Origin of the sequence: Arthrobacter sp. SLBN-53 (assembly GCF_006715585.1) — a bacterium.
GTDB lineage: Bacteria > Actinomycetota > Actinomycetes > Mycobacteriales > Mycobacteriaceae > Mycobacterium > Mycobacterium neoaurum_A.
In genome coordinates this window covers 4,783,393-4,798,267 of the sequence record NZ_VFNN01000001.1, presented here as the reverse complement: position 1 = coordinate 4,798,267, position 14,875 = coordinate 4,783,393, and the positions used below count along the sequence as shown (strand labels likewise).

14 protein-coding genes are annotated in these 14,875 nt (G+C 67.7%); 2 read left to right on the top strand and 12 right to left on the bottom strand.

Going from position 1 to position 14,875, the window contains the following annotated elements; genetic code table 11:
• Positions 1-14: 14 nt before the first annotated feature.
• From FBY28_RS23015 to mqo, 5 genes are read right to left on the bottom strand one after another with little or no spacing between them, the layout of a single operon-like run.
• Positions 15-1,373 carry a cobyrinic acid a,c-diamide synthase CobB gene (locus FBY28_RS23015; RefSeq protein ID WP_141869528.1) on the bottom strand — a complete coding sequence of 453 codons (1,359 nt, stop codon included), beginning with the start codon at positions 1,371-1,373 and terminating at the stop codon, positions 15-17.
• Positions 1,367-1,981, bottom strand: coding sequence for a cob(I)yrinic acid a,c-diamide adenosyltransferase (gene cobO, locus FBY28_RS23010; RefSeq protein WP_141869527.1), 615 nt, complete (start codon positions 1,979-1,981; stop codon positions 1,367-1,369). Before cobO ends, FBY28_RS23015 begins: the two co-directional genes overlap by 7 nt.
• A 19-nt stretch (positions 1,982-2,000) precedes the next feature.
• Complete coding sequence (locus tag FBY28_RS23005; RefSeq protein ID WP_141869526.1) at positions 2,001-3,854, bottom strand: magnesium chelatase subunit D family protein; 1,854 nt, start codon at positions 3,852-3,854, stop codon at positions 2,001-2,003.
• Complete coding sequence (locus FBY28_RS23000) at positions 3,851-4,348, bottom strand: GNAT family N-acetyltransferase (protein WP_286178404.1); 498 nt, start codon at positions 4,346-4,348, stop codon at positions 3,851-3,853. The genes FBY28_RS23005 and FBY28_RS23000 overlap by 4 nt, the downstream gene beginning before the upstream one ends.
• Complete coding sequence (mqo, locus tag FBY28_RS22995; protein WP_141869525.1) at positions 4,329-5,822, bottom strand: malate dehydrogenase (quinone); 1,494 nt, start codon at positions 5,820-5,822, stop codon at positions 4,329-4,331. Before mqo ends, FBY28_RS23000 begins: the two co-directional genes overlap by 20 nt.
• Positions 5,823-5,912: 90 nt before the next feature.
• On the opposite strand from mqo, the gene FBY28_RS22990 reads away from it, so the two are divergent.
• Together FBY28_RS22990 and mtr are read left to right on the top strand one after the other, a co-directional pair.
• Entirely contained in the window at positions 5,913-6,905 is a 993-nt protein-coding gene (locus FBY28_RS22990; protein WP_141869524.1) for an alpha/beta hydrolase, read from the top strand.
• A gap of 9 nt (positions 6,906-6,914) precedes the next feature.
• Positions 6,915-8,306 carry a mycothione reductase gene (gene mtr / locus FBY28_RS22985; RefSeq protein ID WP_141869523.1) on the top strand — a complete coding sequence of 464 codons (1,392 nt, stop codon included), beginning with the start codon at positions 6,915-6,917 and terminating at the stop codon, positions 8,304-8,306.
• 5 nt (positions 8,307-8,311) lie between these two features.
• Here mtr and nicT read toward each other — a convergent pair whose 3' ends face one another.
• The 7 genes from nicT to FBY28_RS22950 form a co-directional block, all read right to left on the bottom strand.
• Complete coding sequence (gene nicT, locus FBY28_RS22980; protein ID WP_141869522.1) at positions 8,312-9,400, bottom strand: Nickel transporter NicT; 1,089 nt, start codon at positions 9,398-9,400, stop codon at positions 8,312-8,314.
• Positions 9,401-9,472: 72 nt separating this feature from the next.
• A complete protein-coding gene (locus FBY28_RS22975) occupies positions 9,473-9,793 on the bottom strand; it encodes an ArsR/SmtB family transcription factor (RefSeq protein WP_141869521.1) in 321 nt (106 codons plus the stop codon).
• Between the two features lie 42 nt (positions 9,794-9,835).
• On the bottom strand, positions 9,836-10,564 hold the full coding sequence (locus FBY28_RS22970; RefSeq protein WP_141869520.1) for a FadR/GntR family transcriptional regulator: 729 nt from the start codon (positions 10,562-10,564) through the stop codon (positions 9,836-9,838).
• A gap of 13 nt (positions 10,565-10,577) precedes the next feature.
• Positions 10,578-11,351 carry a 3-oxoacyl-ACP reductase gene (locus tag FBY28_RS22965; protein ID WP_141869519.1) on the bottom strand — a complete coding sequence of 258 codons (774 nt, stop codon included), beginning with the start codon at positions 11,349-11,351 and terminating at the stop codon, positions 10,578-10,580.
• Between the two features lie 12 nt (positions 11,352-11,363).
• Complete coding sequence (locus FBY28_RS22960; RefSeq protein ID WP_141869518.1) at positions 11,364-12,731, bottom strand: aldehyde dehydrogenase family protein; 1,368 nt, start codon at positions 12,729-12,731, stop codon at positions 11,364-11,366.
• On the bottom strand, positions 12,728-13,492 hold the full coding sequence (locus FBY28_RS22955; RefSeq protein WP_174241712.1) for a gamma-glutamyl-gamma-aminobutyrate hydrolase family protein: 765 nt from the start codon (positions 13,490-13,492) through the stop codon (positions 12,728-12,730). The genes FBY28_RS22960 and FBY28_RS22955 overlap by 4 nt, the downstream gene beginning before the upstream one ends.
• Complete coding sequence (locus FBY28_RS22950) at positions 13,479-14,840, bottom strand: glutamine synthetase family protein (RefSeq protein ID WP_141869517.1); 1,362 nt, start codon at positions 14,838-14,840, stop codon at positions 13,479-13,481. Before FBY28_RS22950 ends, FBY28_RS22955 begins: the two co-directional genes overlap by 14 nt.
• Positions 14,841-14,875: the final 35 nt, after the last annotated feature.

The window sequence follows — 14,875 nt, the reverse complement described above, 5'->3', positions numbered from 1 at the left end:
TCCTCGGGTGCGCGTCACCCGCCGAGCTTAAAGGTTGCCGCCGCGGTGACGAAGCGCGAGCACGCCTTCGGGTGCCCGGCCGGATGCGTGTGCAGGTACCCCGCATGCACCCCGGCGTGCACCGCACCGTCCCGGCCGCCGGTCCCCGCGAACCCCCACGCGGGCTCGTAGTCTGTGGCGAAAGTCACTGCAGTCCGGTGGAACTCATGCCCGCTGACCCGCTCACCCGCGATGTGCATGGACGAATCGGCAACCGCGACGGCATCCCGGTAGCCCAGTGTGAGCCGCTCGGTGAACGATGCCGAACCGGCGAGTACGCCACACATCGGCGCCCCGTCCAGATCGTCCATCAGGTAGGTCAGGCCGGCGCACTCGGCATGCACGGGGCCGCCCGCGGCCGCCAGCGTCCGAATCTCGGTGCGCACGGCCGCATTGGCCGACAACTCGGTGGTGAACTGTTCGGGAAACCCGCCGGGGATCACCACACCCGCGGTGCCCGCGGGCAGCAGATCGGTGAGCGGGTCGAAGTCGACGACATCTGCCCCGGCGGCGGTCAGCAGTTCGCGATGTTCGGCGTAGCCGAAGCTGAAGGCACGTCCGGCGGCCAAGGCGATGGTGATCGACTCGGCGGCGCGGTGCTCGGGCTCCGGGCTCCAGGCGGGAGCGTGCACGTGGGCCGTGGCCGCCCCGGCCAGCGCGGCCACGTCGACGTGCTGGGCGACCAGATCGGTCATCGCCGCGACCGCACGCTGAGCCAGCGCACCGAATTCGACCGCCGTCACCAATCCAAGGTGACGCGAAGGCACCTCAAGCTCGGCCGACCGCGGGATCGCCCCGAACACCGGCACGCCGGCCTGTTCACAGCCCTGGCGCAACACCTGTTCATGGCGCGCCGAACCGACCCGATTCAGGATCACCCCGGCCAGCCGGATCGAACTGTCGAACGTCGAGAAACCGTGCAGCAGTGCACCGATGCTGTGGGCCTGCCCGCGGGCATCGACCACCAGGACGACCGGAGCGCCGAGGAGCGCGGCCACGTGCGCGGTGGACCCCTGGGCCGGGCCGGTGTGGTGTGCACTGATGCGCCCGTCGAACAACCCCATCACGCCTTCGACGACGGCGATGTCGGCGGCCGCGACGCCGTGCCGGTAGAGCGGTCCGATCAGGTTCTCGCCTACCAGGACGGGATCCAGGTTGCGCCCCGGCACACCGGCGGCCAACGCGTGGTAGCCGGGGTCGATGAAGTCGGGGCCGACCTTGAACGGCGCCACCCGTCGACCGGCACGCCGCAGCGCACCCATCAGACCCGTTGCAATCGTGGTCTTTCCGCTGCCCGACGAGGGCGCGGCGATGACGATCGCGGGAGCTACCACTCGATGCCCCGCTGCCCCTTGCGGCCCGCATCCATCGGATGCTTCACCTTGGTCATCTCGGTGACCAGGTCGGCGGCGTCGATGAGCGCCTGCGGCGCATCGCGACCGGTGATCACCACGTGTTGGCGGCCCGGTCGGTCGGCCAGGGTCGCGATCACCTCTTCGACATCGATCCAGCCCCATTTGAGCGGATAGGTGAACTCGTCGAGGACGTAGAAGTCGTGCTGTCCGGCGGCGATTCGGCGGCTGATCTCGGCCCAGCCGTCCCGCGCGGTCTCGGCGTGATCCACCTCGGATCCCTGCTTACGCGTCCACGACCAGCCCGAGCCCATCTTGTGCCACTGCACGGGCCCGCCGGCGCCGTGCTCTTCGTGCAGCCGACCGAGCTCGCGAAAGACGCTCTCCTCGCCCACTTTCCACTTCGCGCTCTTGACGAACTGAAAAACCCCGATATCGAAACCCTGATTCCACGCCCGCAATGCCATCCCGAACGCCGCGGTCGACTTCCCCTTGCCCGGCCCGGTGTGTACCGCCAGCAGCGGCGCATTGCGCCGGGCCTTGGTGGTCAGCCCGTCATCGGGCACGGTCAGCGGTTGTCCCTGTGGCATCGGGTCTCCTCGGTTGTTCTCAGGCCGCAGTCTTGACCAGTGAGGTCAGTTCACCGGCCTGCAGGTGCGCGAGCCGGACCGCCGGGGCGTCCAGCTGGCGCGCCAGCTCTTCGGCCAAACCCAGCCGCACGAACGATGTCTCGCAGTCCACCACGACCGCGGCGGCCCCCTCGGCCAGCAGCATCCGCGCCGCCGTCCTGGTCCGGCCCAGCGGGTCCGGTCCCCCGGTCGCACGCCCGTCGGTGAGCACCACCACCAGTGGCCGGCGCGCACGGTCGCGTGCCTTCTCGCGCACCACCACGTCACGCGCGGCCAGCAGGCCTTGCGCCAGTGGCGTTTTGCCGCCGGTGTCGAACCGGGCCAACCGGCGGCCGGCGATGTACACCGAGGACGTCGGCGGCAGCAGCAGATCGGCCTGCTGGCCGCGGAAGGTGATCACCGCGACCTTGTCACGCCGCTGATAGGCGTCCCGCAGCAACGACAGGGCGGCCCCGCCGACCGCCGACATCCGGTCGCGCGCCGCCATCGAACCGGAGGCGTCCACCACGAAGATCACCAGATTGCCTTCGCGGCCCTCGCGTATTGCGCGCCGCACATCCTCGGGTTGCACCTGCGGCCTGCCGGGTCGGCGCTGGTTGTTGACCGCCGCGAGCACGGTCGCGAAGACGTGTGTGCCGTGTCCCTCGCCCACCACCTCGGTCGACCCGACGGTGCTGCCGGTGCGGTTGCGGGCCTTGGACCGTCGACCCGGGGCCCCTTCGCCGACACCGGGGACCACCAGGGCGCGGGTGCGGAATGTCGACGATGGTGGTGCGCTGGACCGGGTCGGCGGAGCGGCAGCCTGGGGCTGCTCGCCTCGATCCGACGAATTGTCCTGTGCGGCAGACCCTTCGGTGGGGGCATCCGATCCCCCGCCGCCACCCGGCGGCTCGGGGTCGGGCTCGGGTTCCTCGGGGGCTTCGGCGGTCTGCGAGAGCGCATCGTCCAGACGCTCGGGATCCAGGCCGGGATCGTCGAACGGGTCGCGGCGGCGGCGATGCGGCAGCGCCAGCTCCGCGGCCACCCGGATGTCTTCTTCCTCCACGACCGCGCTACCTCGCCAGGCGGCGTGCGCGACCGCGGTGCGCGCCAACACCAGGTCGGCCCGCATCCCGTCGACGTCGAACGCCGCGCACAGGGCCGCAATGCGTCGTAACTCGTTGTCCCCCAGCACCACCTCGGCGAGTGCCGCACGGGCCGTGGCGATGCGGCCGGCCAACTCGGCATCGGCCTCGGCGTAACCGGCGGCAAAGCCGTTCGGGTCGGCCTCGTAGGCCAGCCGCGACCGGATCACCTCGACGCGGGTATCGACATCGCGGGAGGCGGCCACGTCGACGGTGAGGCCGAACCGATCCAACAGCTGCGGTCGCAGCTCGCCTTCTTCGGGGTTCATGGTGCCGATCAGGACGAATCGGGCGTCATGGGAGTGCGAGACACCATCGCGTTCGATGTGCACCCGGCCCATCGCGGCGGCGTCCAACAGGACGTCGACCAGGTGGTCGTGAAGCAGGTTGACCTCGTCGACGTAGAGCACCCCGCCGTGGGCGCGCGCCAGCAGTCCCGGCGAGAAGGCGTGCTCACCTTCGCGGAGCACCTTCTGCAGATCCAGCGACCCGACGACGCGGTCCTCGGTGGCCCCGATCGGCAGTTCGACCAACCGCGCATCCTCGTCGACATGGGCGAGCACCGCCGCCAGCGCGCGCACGGCCGTCGATTTCGCGGTGCCCTTCTCGCCGCGGATCAGCACTCCCCCGATATCCGGGCGCACCGCGCACAGCACCAGGGCCAGCCGCAGCCGGTCGTGGCCGATCAGCGCGCTGAACGGGTACGTCACGAGGCACCCCCCGACGCGGGGCGCACCATCGCAATGTGCGGAATGCCGTCCTCGATGAATTCCTCACCCTCACGGATGAACCCGTGCGAGGCGTACATGTCCTGCAGATAGGTCTGCGCGTCGATCCGGCACGGGTAGGTGCCCACCTCGGCCAGCGCGGCCTGCATCAGCCGGGAGGTGTGTCCGCGCCCACGGTCGGTCCGTTTGGTGCACACCCGGCCGATGCGGAAGACCTTCTCCCCGCCGGGGTGCTCCTCCATCAATCGCAGCGTCGAAATCACCTGTCCGTCTTCACCTTCCAACCAGAAGTGCCGGGTCTCGGCGAGCAGGTCGCGTCCGTCGAGTTCCGGATAGGGACAGGCCTGCTCGACGACGAAGACCTCGACACGCAGCTTGAGCAGTTCGTAGAGGGTGGCGGCGTCGAGATCCTTGGCCCAGTTGCGGCGCAGCGCGACGGTCATGCAGAGCTCACCGTCATACGGGCGCTGGTGCATCGAGTTTGAGCACCTTGGTGCCGTGATCCCAGATCTCGCGGAACAGTGCGGGCTCACCGGAGAGCTTGGTCCCCAGCGAGGGCACCATCTCCTTGAGTTTGGGCAGCCAGGTCGGGTATCGGTCGGCGAAGCAGCGCTCCATCACCTCGAGCATGGCCGGGACCGCGGTCGACGCGCCGGGGGACGCGCCGAGCAGACCGGCGATGCTGCCGTCGGCGGCGGTGAGCACGGTGGTGCCGAATTCCAGCACGCCACCGGCACCCTTGCGCCGGATCACCTGCACACGCTGGCCGGCGATGTCCAGCTCCCAGTCCGAATCGACTGCGCTGGGCGCGAATTCACGCAGCGCGTCGACCCGATCGGCCTCGCTGAGCAGAAGCTGGCCGATCAGGTACTTCAACAGGCTCATCTCGGTGAGTCCGACACCCACCATCGAGGCGAGGTTGTTGGGTTTCACCGACAGCGGCAGGTCGGTGACCTTGCCCTGCTTGAGGAACTTCGGCGACCACCCGGCGAACGGCCCGAACAGCAGGTAGGACTTGCCGTTGATCACCCGGGTGTCCAGGTGGGGCACCGACATCGGCGGGGCGCCCAGCGGCGGCGCGCCGTAGACCTTGGCCTGGTGTCCGGCCGTGAGGTCGGGATTGGCCGACCGCAGCCATTGACCGCCGACGGGGAAGCCGCCGAATCCCTTGGCCTCGGGGATGCCCGCCTTCTGCAACAGCGGAAGCGCACCGCCGCCCGCACCGACGAACACGAACTTCGCCTTGATCTTGTGCTTGGCCCGGGTGCGCCGATTGACCACCTTGACCGTCCAACCGCCGTCGGAATCCTTGGACAGGTCGCGCACATCGTGGCCGAACAGCGTGGTCATGCCCTGGCTTGCGGTGTAACCGATCAGCTGGCGCGACAGTGAGCCGAAATCGACATCGGTACCGGATTGCGTCCAGTTCAGCGCGACCGGCTTGGCGAACGTCCGCTTGGCGGCCATGAAGGGCAGCCGACGGGCGAACTCGTCGGTGTCGTCGATGTACTCCATGGCCGAGAACAGCGGGTTGGACACCAACGCCTCGTACCGGGCGCGCAGGTAGGCGACGTTGTCGGCGCCCTCGACGAAGCTGACGTGAGGGATCGGGTTCAAGAAGTTGCGCACGTCGGGCAGCACGCCGTTCTCGACGGCGTAGGTCCAGAACTGGCGCGAGACCTGGAACTGCTCGTTGACGTTGACGGCCTTGGCGATGTCGACGGTGCCGTCGGAATTCTGCGGCGTGTAGTTCAGCTCACAGAGCGCCGAGTGGCCGGTGCCCGCGTTGTTCCACGGGTCGCTGCTCTCGGCGGCCGCACCGTCGAGGCGCTCGACCAAGGTGATCGACCAGTTCGGTTCGAGCAGGCGCAGCAGAGCACTCAGGGTGGCGCTCATGATGCCGGCACCGACGAGTACCACGTCCGTCTTCACGGTCTTCGAGTCAGACACGACCACAAGGTTATCGTCGTCGGGCTCGGTGGCCTCGCTCGCCCCGGCCACGCCGACCCTCGGGGCGTACCGGTCACTAGAGTGGCAGACGTGACCGGCTGGGAGCCCGACGTCTTGCCAGGCTATTGGCAGCAGCAGTTGCCTCTCGGCGCCGACCCCGATGGCGAGGGCGAGCTGGTGGCGACGCTGGTATCGCGTGGCCGACCGCAGCCGCGCGCCGCCCGCGCGGTGCTGGTGGTGCACGGTTACACCGATTACTTCTTCCATACCCAACTGGCCGACCACCTGGCCGGGCGCGGATTCGCCGTTTATGCCATGGACCTACCCAAGTGCGGGCGGTCGCGGCGTGCCGGTCAAACCCCGCATTTCACCTCCGACCTGGCCCATTACGATTCGGCGCTGCAGGCGGCGCTGACGGCCGTCGACGCCGAGCAGGTACTGATGTACGGGCATTCGGCCGGTGGACTGATCCTCTCGCTGTGGCTGGATCGGCTGCGCCGGCGCGGCGACACCGGCCCGATCACCGGGCTGGTGCTCAACAGCCCCTTCCTCGACCTGCACGGCCCGGCGGTGCTGCGCACCCCACCCACCTCGGCGGCGCTGATGGCGCTGGCCCGGGTCCGCAAGATGACGGTGGTCCGCAAGCCGGGAGTCGGCGGCTACGGCACCACCCTGCACCGCGACTTCGCCGGTGAGTTCGACTACAACCTGGATTGGAAGCCCGTCGGGGGATTCCCGATCACCTTCGGATGGATCAACGCAATCCGGCGGGGGCAGAGACGGTTACACCGCGGCCTCGATATCGGCGTGCCCAGCCTGATCCTGCGCTCCGACCACAGCGTCGCCGAGGCCTCCGACCCGGACCTGATCCAGCGCGGCGACGCGGTGCTCGACGTCGACCAGATCGCGCGCTGGGCCGGCTGTATCGGCAATCGGCTCACGGTCGTGCCCATCACCGACGCCAAACACGACGTATTCCTCTCGCTGCCCGAACCGCGGGCTGCGGCCTACCGCGAACTCGATACCTGGCTGGACTGGTATCTGACGAGCGGGACAACATCGACCGCGCCTGATGCCGGATAGGACACCCACATGCAGCATTACGACCTGACGATCATCGGCACCGGTTCGGGTAACAGCATCCCCGACCCGAACGTCGACCCCCGCTATGCCGACATGCGCATCGCCATCTGCGAGCAGGGCACCTTCGGCGGCACCTGCCTCAACGTCGGCTGCATTCCGACCAAGATGTTCGTCTACGCCGCGGAGGTCGCCCACACGGTGCGCCACAGCGCGCAATACGGCGTGGACGCCCATATCGACAAGATCCGTTGGCCCGATATCGTCTCGCGGGTCTTCGGCCGGATCGACCCGATCGCCAGCGGCGGTGAGGCATACAAGCGCAGCCTGCCCAATATCGACGTCTACGGCAGTCACACCCGATTCAGCGGGGTGTCCGATGGTCGTTACACACTGCGCACCGAGGACGGTGCGCAGTTCAGCACTGATCAGGTGGTGATCGCCGCCGGCGCACGCGCGGTGATCCCGCCGGCCATCACCGATTGCGGGGTGCGGTACTACACCAGCGACGACATCATGCGCATCAGCGAACTACCCGAGCACATGGTGATCGTCGGCGGCGGTTTCGTCGCCGCCGAGTTCGCGCACGTGTTCTCCTCGCTCGGTGTGCGGATCACCATTGTGGTGCGCGGCCCCGGTCTGCTGACCCATTGTGACGAGACGCTGTGCCACCGCTTCACCGACCTTGCCGCCCAGAAGTGGGATCTGCGCACGCATGTCAACGTCGTCGGCTCACGCCCGCAGGACGGCGACGGTGTCGTCCTCGAACTCGACGACGGCACCGAGCTGTCCGCCGACATGCTGCTGGTGGCCACCGGTCGCCGGCCCAACGGTGATCAGCTGGATGCCGAACTGGCCGGGGTCGACGTCTCCGACGGCATGGTCGCCGTCGACGAGTTCCAGCGCACCAGCGCGCGCGGGGTGTGGGCACTGGGCGACGTGTCCTCGAACTACCAGCTCAAGCACGTGGCCAACCACGAGATGCGGGTGGTGCGGCACAACCTGCTGCAGGATTGGGATGACACCGCAGCGATGGTCGCCAGTGATCACCGGTATGTGCCCTCGGCGGTGTTCACCGATCCCCAACTGGCCACCGTAGGACTCACCGAGGCGCAGGCCCGCGACGCCGGACACGATGTCATCGTCAAGGTGCAGAGCTACGGCGACACCGCCTACGGCTGGGCCATGGAGGACACCACCGGGATCGCCAAGCTCATCGGCGACCGGACGACCGGCAAGCTGCTCGGCGCGCACATCATGGGGTATCAGGCATCGTCGATCATCCAGCCGCTGATCCAGGCGATCAGTTTCGGCCAGACAGCCAAAGAGGTTGCCACCGGGCAGTATTGGATCCATCCCGCGCTGCCCGAGGTCATCGAGAACGCGCTGCTGGGTCTCGTCTAGCGAGATCAGACGCTGCCGCTCCAGCGCTGCTCGACCCGACCGAAACGCCAGTACGCCAACGCGATCAGCCAGGTCCCGACGAACATTCCGACGATCATGAAACCGACGAATTCGAGATCTGCCGAACCGATCGCGACCAGCACGCCGTCCTCCAGGCCGAAGCGATCGGTGACCAATCCGGCCAACACGATGACGCCCACGGCGAGTGCGACGAACACCGAGAGCACCGTCACGGTCAGGTTGTAGTACACCTTGCGGATCGGATGCAGGAACGCCCAACCGTATGCGCGGGACATGAAGATTCCGTCGAGCGCGTCGAAAAGGCTCATCCCGGCCGCGAACAGGACCGGCAGCACCATGATCGCGTACCACGGCAATGTGAAGGCCGCGGTGCCCGCCGCCAACACCAGCAGCGCGACCTGTGTGGCGGTGTCGAAACCGAGACCCATCAGCAGTCCGACGGGATAGAGGTGCCACGGCTTGCTGACCCGCCTCATCACCCTGCCCAGAAGCCGCGCCAGGAAACCACGATTGTTCAGGTGCCGCTCGAGCTCGGCCTCGTCGAAGTCACCGGAGCGCATGTCGCGCAACACCTTGGCGATACCCACGACGGCGAACAGGTTGGTCACCCCGATCAGGATGAGGAATGTCCCTGCGACCACCGAACCGATGAGTCCGAGGGTCTGCAGCATCGACGAGCTCTCATCCTGCACGGGGCCGGCCAGCGCCCGCACCCCGAGAGCGAGCAGCAACGCCAAGCCGAAGACGACGCTGGAATGTCCGAGCGAGAACCAGAAGCCTGTCGACATCGATCGCTTGCCCTCACCGACCAGCTTGCGGGTGGTGTTGTCGATGACCGCGATATGGTCGGCATCGAACGCGTGCCGCACGCCGAGCAGGTAGGCGGTGACCCCGAGGCCGACGCCGAAGACCCCCGCCGACCCGAGCGTGATGTGTTGGGGGGCAACGGCCAGCACCAGGACTCCCCATCCGAAGGCGTGTAGCGAGAGCACGACGGCGGCCATCGCGGCGATCGCCATCCGGTCGGTTCGGTCGAAGGAGACCTTGCTCGACCACGGAGCGGGGATGTTCATCGACCGAGCCTAAGCCGACACTCCAACATCTGTCCAAGCGAAAAGATGTCGGGCCCGCTCCCCGCGCTCGACTCAGCTGTGCCCGGCGCCGAGCCAGTGCAGCAGATCGTGCACGATCTCGTCGTCGAGCCGGTAACTCACCGTCCGGCCGATCCGTTCGCTGTCCACCCAGCCTTGCCCACGTAGCACCCGAAGCGCTTGTGAGACGGCATTTTCGGAACGGTTCAGGGCGGCGGCAAGGTCACCGACGCAGATACCGGGCACTCGGTGCAGACTCAGCAAGATCTCCAGGCGGTGTGGATCGGAGAGCAGATCGAAGCGCCGGGCCCATTCATCGGTGTCGACATCGTTCAGCGCCGATGACGCCTTTCCCACCGCCGACGCGTCCTCCATGACTGGCAATCTAGTCGTCGACCGCGGTGGTCGTCGCGGCGCTCAGTCCAGGAAGCCGTGCAGCAGCGCCGCAGAGCCGGCCAGATGCGCACACATGGCGTCGGCGGCCGCGTTCGCGTCCCCGGTCAGGATGGCCTCGACGATGGCATCGTGCTGTTCGTCGGAATGTGAGATGTTGCGGCCCAGCAGCGGGATCTGGTCGAGCAGTGCATTGATCCGCATCCGGTTCTCGGCGACCAGCGGCACCAGCGAGACCGAACCGGCGGCCTCGGCGATCGCCAGGTGCAGCCGCGAGTCCAGGCGCCGGTAGTCCTCGGCGGCGGCACCGCGCACATCCTGGCAACGCGAGCGCAATTCGGCTGCTTCGGCCTCGGTCAGGGTGCGGGTGGCCGCCATCCGCGCCGCCCCCACCTCCAGGATCTCGCGCAGCCGCAGCACATCATCGAGGACATCGCGGGTGACCACGTCACCGTCGGGCGGCTGCACACTCTCGGGCAGCGCGTCGGCCAGGAACGTGCCTCCGTAGCGGCCGCGTTTGGAGACCAGATAGCCGGTGTCGGCCAGCGACTTGATGGCCTCGCGCACGGTGTCCCGGCTGACGCCGAGCCGGGCGGCGAGCTCCCGTTCCGGCGGCAGCGAGTCGCCGGGGGCCAACACGCCGAGTCGGATCATCTGCAGCAGCCTGCCCACGGTGTCCTCGAACGCATTGCCGAGCCGGACCGGACGCAACAAGGCATCGCTGGCCGGTTGCTGATCCGGTCCCACCGACAACGGAAGCCTCCCCCTACAGCGGTGTCACGTAGGCCGAGCTGATGCCGCCGTCGACCAGGAACGACGAGCCGGTGATGAACGAGGCGTCATCGCTGGCCAGGAAGGCCACGGCCGCCGCGAGCTCCTCGGGTTCGGCGAACCGGCCGACCGGCACGTGCACCAGCCTGCGGGCCGCGCGTTCGGGATCCTTGGCGAACAGCTCCTTGAGCAGCGGGGTGTTCACCGGTCCGGGACACAACGCGTTGACCCGGATGCCCTGGCGCGCGAATTGCACACCGAGCTCGCGCGACATCGCCAGCACCCCACCCTTGGACGCGGTGTAGGAGATCTGCGAGGTCGCCGAACCCATCACCGCGACGAACGACGCGGTGTTGATGATCGACCCGCGCTGCGCAGGAACCATATGCCGCAGTGCGGCTTTGGAGCAGAGGAAGACCGATTTGAGGTTGATGTCCTGCACCCGCTGCCAGGCATCGAGGCTGGTGTTCTCGATCAGGTCGTCCTCGGGCGGACTGATCCCGGCGTTGTTGAAGGCGATGTCCACCCCGCCGTGCACCTCGAAGGCGGTGTCGAACAAATTGTCCACCGCGACGGGGTCGGCGACGTCGACCTGCACGAAGGTCACGTTGAGATCGTTGGCCACCGACTGGCCGGTCGCCGCGTCCACGTCGCCGATGACCACGATGGCACCCTCGGCCTGCATGCGCTTCGCGGCGGCCAGGCCGATTCCGCTGGCACCGCCGGTGATGACGGCGACCTTGTCCTTGAGTCGCTGGGTCAGATCCATCTTGCCTCTCCTCTACTGGGCTTCGCCGACGGCGATGAACACGTTCTTGGTCTCGGTGAAAGCAAACGGCGCATCCGGACCGAGTTCCCGGCCTAGACCGGATTGCTTGAAGCCACCGAAGGGGGTGGTGTAGCGGACCGAGGAATGCGAGTTGACGCTCAGGTTGCCTGCCTCGACGGCGCGGGACACCCGTAGCGCCCGCGACAGGTTGTCGGTCCAGATCGAACCGGACAGACCGTATTTCGTGTCGTTGGCCAGCGCGATGGCATCGGCCTCGTCGTCGAACGGCAGCACCGTGACGACGGGTCCGAAGATCTCCTCGGTGACGGTGCGGTCGGTGCGCTGCGGGGTCAGGACGGTCGGCGGGAACCAGAATCCGGGGCCCTGGGGCGCCGATCCGCGGAACGCGACCGGCGCGTCGTCGGGCACGTAGCTGGACACCGACTCCCAATGCTTACGCGATACCAGCGGCCCCATCTCGGTCTCCGATGATGTCGGGTCACCCACCTTGACCGCGGCTACGGCGGGCTCCAGGAGTTCCATGAATCGCTCGTATACATTGCGTTGCACCAGGATCCGGCTACGTGCGCAGCAATCTTGACCTGCGTTGTCGAACACGCCATAGGGTGCGGTCGCCGCCGCTCGCTCCAGATCGCAGTCATCGAAGATGATGTTGGCGCTCTTGCCGCCCAGTTCCAGGGTCACCCGCTTGACGTGCGCGGCGGCGCCGGCCATCACCCGGGTGCCCACCGCGGTGGAACCGGTGAAAACGACCTTGCGAATGTGCTCGTGGGTGACGAACCGCTCCCCCACCACCGGGCCCGCCCCGGGCAGCACCTGGAACAGGTCGGGATCCAGGCCCGCGGTGCCGGCCAGCTCGGCCAGCCGCAGCGTGGTCAGCGGGGTCCACTCCGCGGGCTTGACCAGCACGGCATTACCTGCGGCCAGGGCGGGTGCGAATCCCCAGGACGCGATGGTCATCGGGAAGTTCCACGGGGTGATGATCCCCACCACGCCGAGCGGCTCGTTGAACGTCACGTCGATGCCACCGGCAACCGGGATTTGCTTGCCGGACAAGCGTTCCGGGCTGGCCGCATAGAAGTTCAACACATCGCGGACGTGACCGGCCTCCCATTCGGCCTGCCCGATCGGGTGTCCGGAGTTGGCCACCTCCAGGGCGGCGAGCTCGCCGATGTGGGCGTCGACGACGGCGGCGAAGGCCCGCAGCGCGCTCGCCCGCTCCGCGGGTGCGAGCCGGGCCCATTTCCGTTGCGCGACCACCGCACGGGCCACCGCTTCGTCGACGGCGGCGACGTCGAGTAATTCGACCTGGCGCAGCAGTTCCTCGGTCGCCGGGTTGATGACGTCACAACTGGTCATGAAACGCTCTCTGTCGATGGATGTCTGGTGTGCGCGTACTCCCGTGCAGCGGCAACGACGGCGGCGAACAGGCGCAGATCGTCCAGACGCTCCTCCGGATGCCATTGCACGGCGATCGCGAACTGATCCGGGTGGGCATCGGGGTCGAGTTCCACGGCTTCGATGGTGCGGTCGGCACCGTCGAGCGCGCTGACGATCAGCCCGCGGCCGAGGCGGTCGATGCCCTGGTGGTGATAGCACTGGGCGTCGGTGTTCTCACCGATCAGTGCGGCCAGCCGGGTGCCGGGCACCGTCACCACCGCGGAGGTGGTGAACACCGCGTTGCCGAGTTGATGGCGGCTGTGCCCGAGCACATCGGGCAGATGTTGGTGCAGCGTTCCCCCGAGCACGACGTTGAGAACCTGTGCACCGCGACAGATCCCGAGCACCGGGAGCCTTCGCGCCAACGCGTGCTCCACGAGGGCGAACTCCCAGGCATCGCGGTCAGCGGCGGGCTCATCGGTCAGCGGGTGCCTGCCCTGACCGTAGGCCGCGGGATCGACATCACGGCCACCGGTGATGATCAGCCCGTCGAGCCCGTCGAGCACCCGGTCTGCGACGTCGGGCTGCTGGGGCGGCAGCAGTACCGCGGTGCCGCCGGCCAGGTTCACCCCCTGCAGATAGATGGCGGGCAGGAAACTGGCCTGCACGTCCCAGACCCCGGTCTGGGCCTGCTGCAGATAGGTCGTCAGGCCCAGGACCGGATTCTCAGAGCCGTTCAAAACCACGCACTCTCTCCCAGTCGGTGACGGCGGCGTTGAAGGCCTTCAGCTCGACACGAGCGTTGTTGAGGTAGTGCTCGACGACCTCGTCACCGAACGCATCGCGCACGACCTGCGATGCCTCGAAGAGTTCGGCGGCCTCGGCCAGCGTGGTCGGCAGGCGATCGGCACCGCTGGTGTAGGCGTTGCCTGCCAACGCATCTGGGAGTTCGAGCTCGTTGTCGATACCGTAGAGCCCCCCGGCGATCAGCGCGGCGACGGCCAGGTACTGGTTGACATCACCACCGGGCGCCCGGTTCTCCATCCGCATGCTCTGGCCGTGCCCGACGACGCGCAGCGCGCAGGTACGGTTGTCCAGCCCCCAGGCCACCGCGGTCGGGGCGAAACTGCCGTCGGCGAATCTCTTGTAGGAGTTGATGTTCGGCGCGTACCACAGGCTCATCTCGCGCAGCGTGGCCAACTGGCCGGCCACGAAGCTGCGGAACATCGTCGACATCCCGAGCGGATCGTTGTCATCGGCGAAGACGGCCGCTCCGTCATTGTCCCCGCCGGCACCCCGGAGAGATATGTGGATGTGGCAGCTGTTGCCCTCGCGTTCGTCGAACTTGGCCATGAAGGTCAGCGACTTGCCGTGCTGGTCGGCGATCTCCTTGGCACCGTTCTTGTAGATGGTGTGGTTGTCGCAGGTAACCAGCGCTTCGTCGTACCGGAAGGCGATCTCCTGCTGACCCAGGTTGCACTCCCCCTTGACGCCCTCGCAGTACATCCCGGCGCCGTCCATGCCGAGTCGGATATCACGTAGCAGCGGTTCCATCCGGGTCGAGGCCAGCATCGCGTAGTCGATGTTGTAGTCGCTGGCCGGGGTCAGCCCGCGATATCCCGCCTTCCACGCATCGCGGAAGGTGTCGTCGAAAACCATGAACTCCAGCTCGGTGCCCACATAGGCGCTCAGCCCGCGGTCGGCCAGCCGCTTGAGCTGCGCGGCCAGGATGCTGCGCGGCGCGGGGGCGACGGGCTTGCCGTCGGTGAACGACAGATCGGCCATCAGCAGCGCCGAGCCGGGCAACCAGGGCAGCAGGCGCAGCGTGTCGAAGTCGGGGGTCATGACCATATCGCCGTAACCGGTTTCCCAGCTGGACATGGCGTAGCCCTCGACGGTGTTCATGTCCACGTCGACGGCCAGCAGGTAGTTACAACATTCGGCGCCGTGGGCGGCGACTTCCTCCACGAACAGCCGTGCCGATACCCGTTTACCGGTCAGCCTGCCCTGCATGTCGGGGAAGGCGACGATGACCGTGTCGATCTCTCCGGCCGCGACGAGACGCTCCAATTCGGCTTGCGTCAGCATGCTGGCTCCGTCCTGTCGGCTCGGCGCGGATCGGC

Coding starts and splice junctions, on each gene's coding strand:
- cobO (WP_141869527.1), bottom strand. CDS start 1,981: ATGCCACAGGGACAACCGCTGACCGTGCCCGATGACGGGCTGACCACC.
- FBY28_RS23000 (WP_286178404.1), bottom strand. CDS start 4,348: ATGCACCAGCGCCCGTATGACGGTGAGCTCTGCATGACCGTCGCGCTG.
- mtr (WP_141869523.1), top strand. CDS start 6,915: ATGCAGCATTACGACCTGACGATCATCGGCACCGGTTCGGGTAACAGC.
- nicT (WP_141869522.1), bottom strand. CDS start 9,400: ATGAACATCCCCGCTCCGTGGTCGAGCAAGGTCTCCTTCGACCGAACC.
- FBY28_RS22975 (WP_141869521.1), bottom strand. CDS start 9,793: ATGGAGGACGCGTCGGCGGTGGGAAAGGCGTCATCGGCGCTGAACGAT.
- FBY28_RS22965 (WP_141869519.1), bottom strand. CDS start 11,351: ATGGATCTGACCCAGCGACTCAAGGACAAGGTCGCCGTCATCACCGGC.
- FBY28_RS22960 (WP_141869518.1), bottom strand. CDS start 12,731: ATGACCAGTTGTGACGTCATCAACCCGGCGACCGAGGAACTGCTGCGC.
- FBY28_RS22950 (WP_141869517.1), bottom strand. CDS start 14,840: ATGCTGACGCAAGCCGAATTGGAGCGTCTCGTCGCGGCCGGAGAGATC.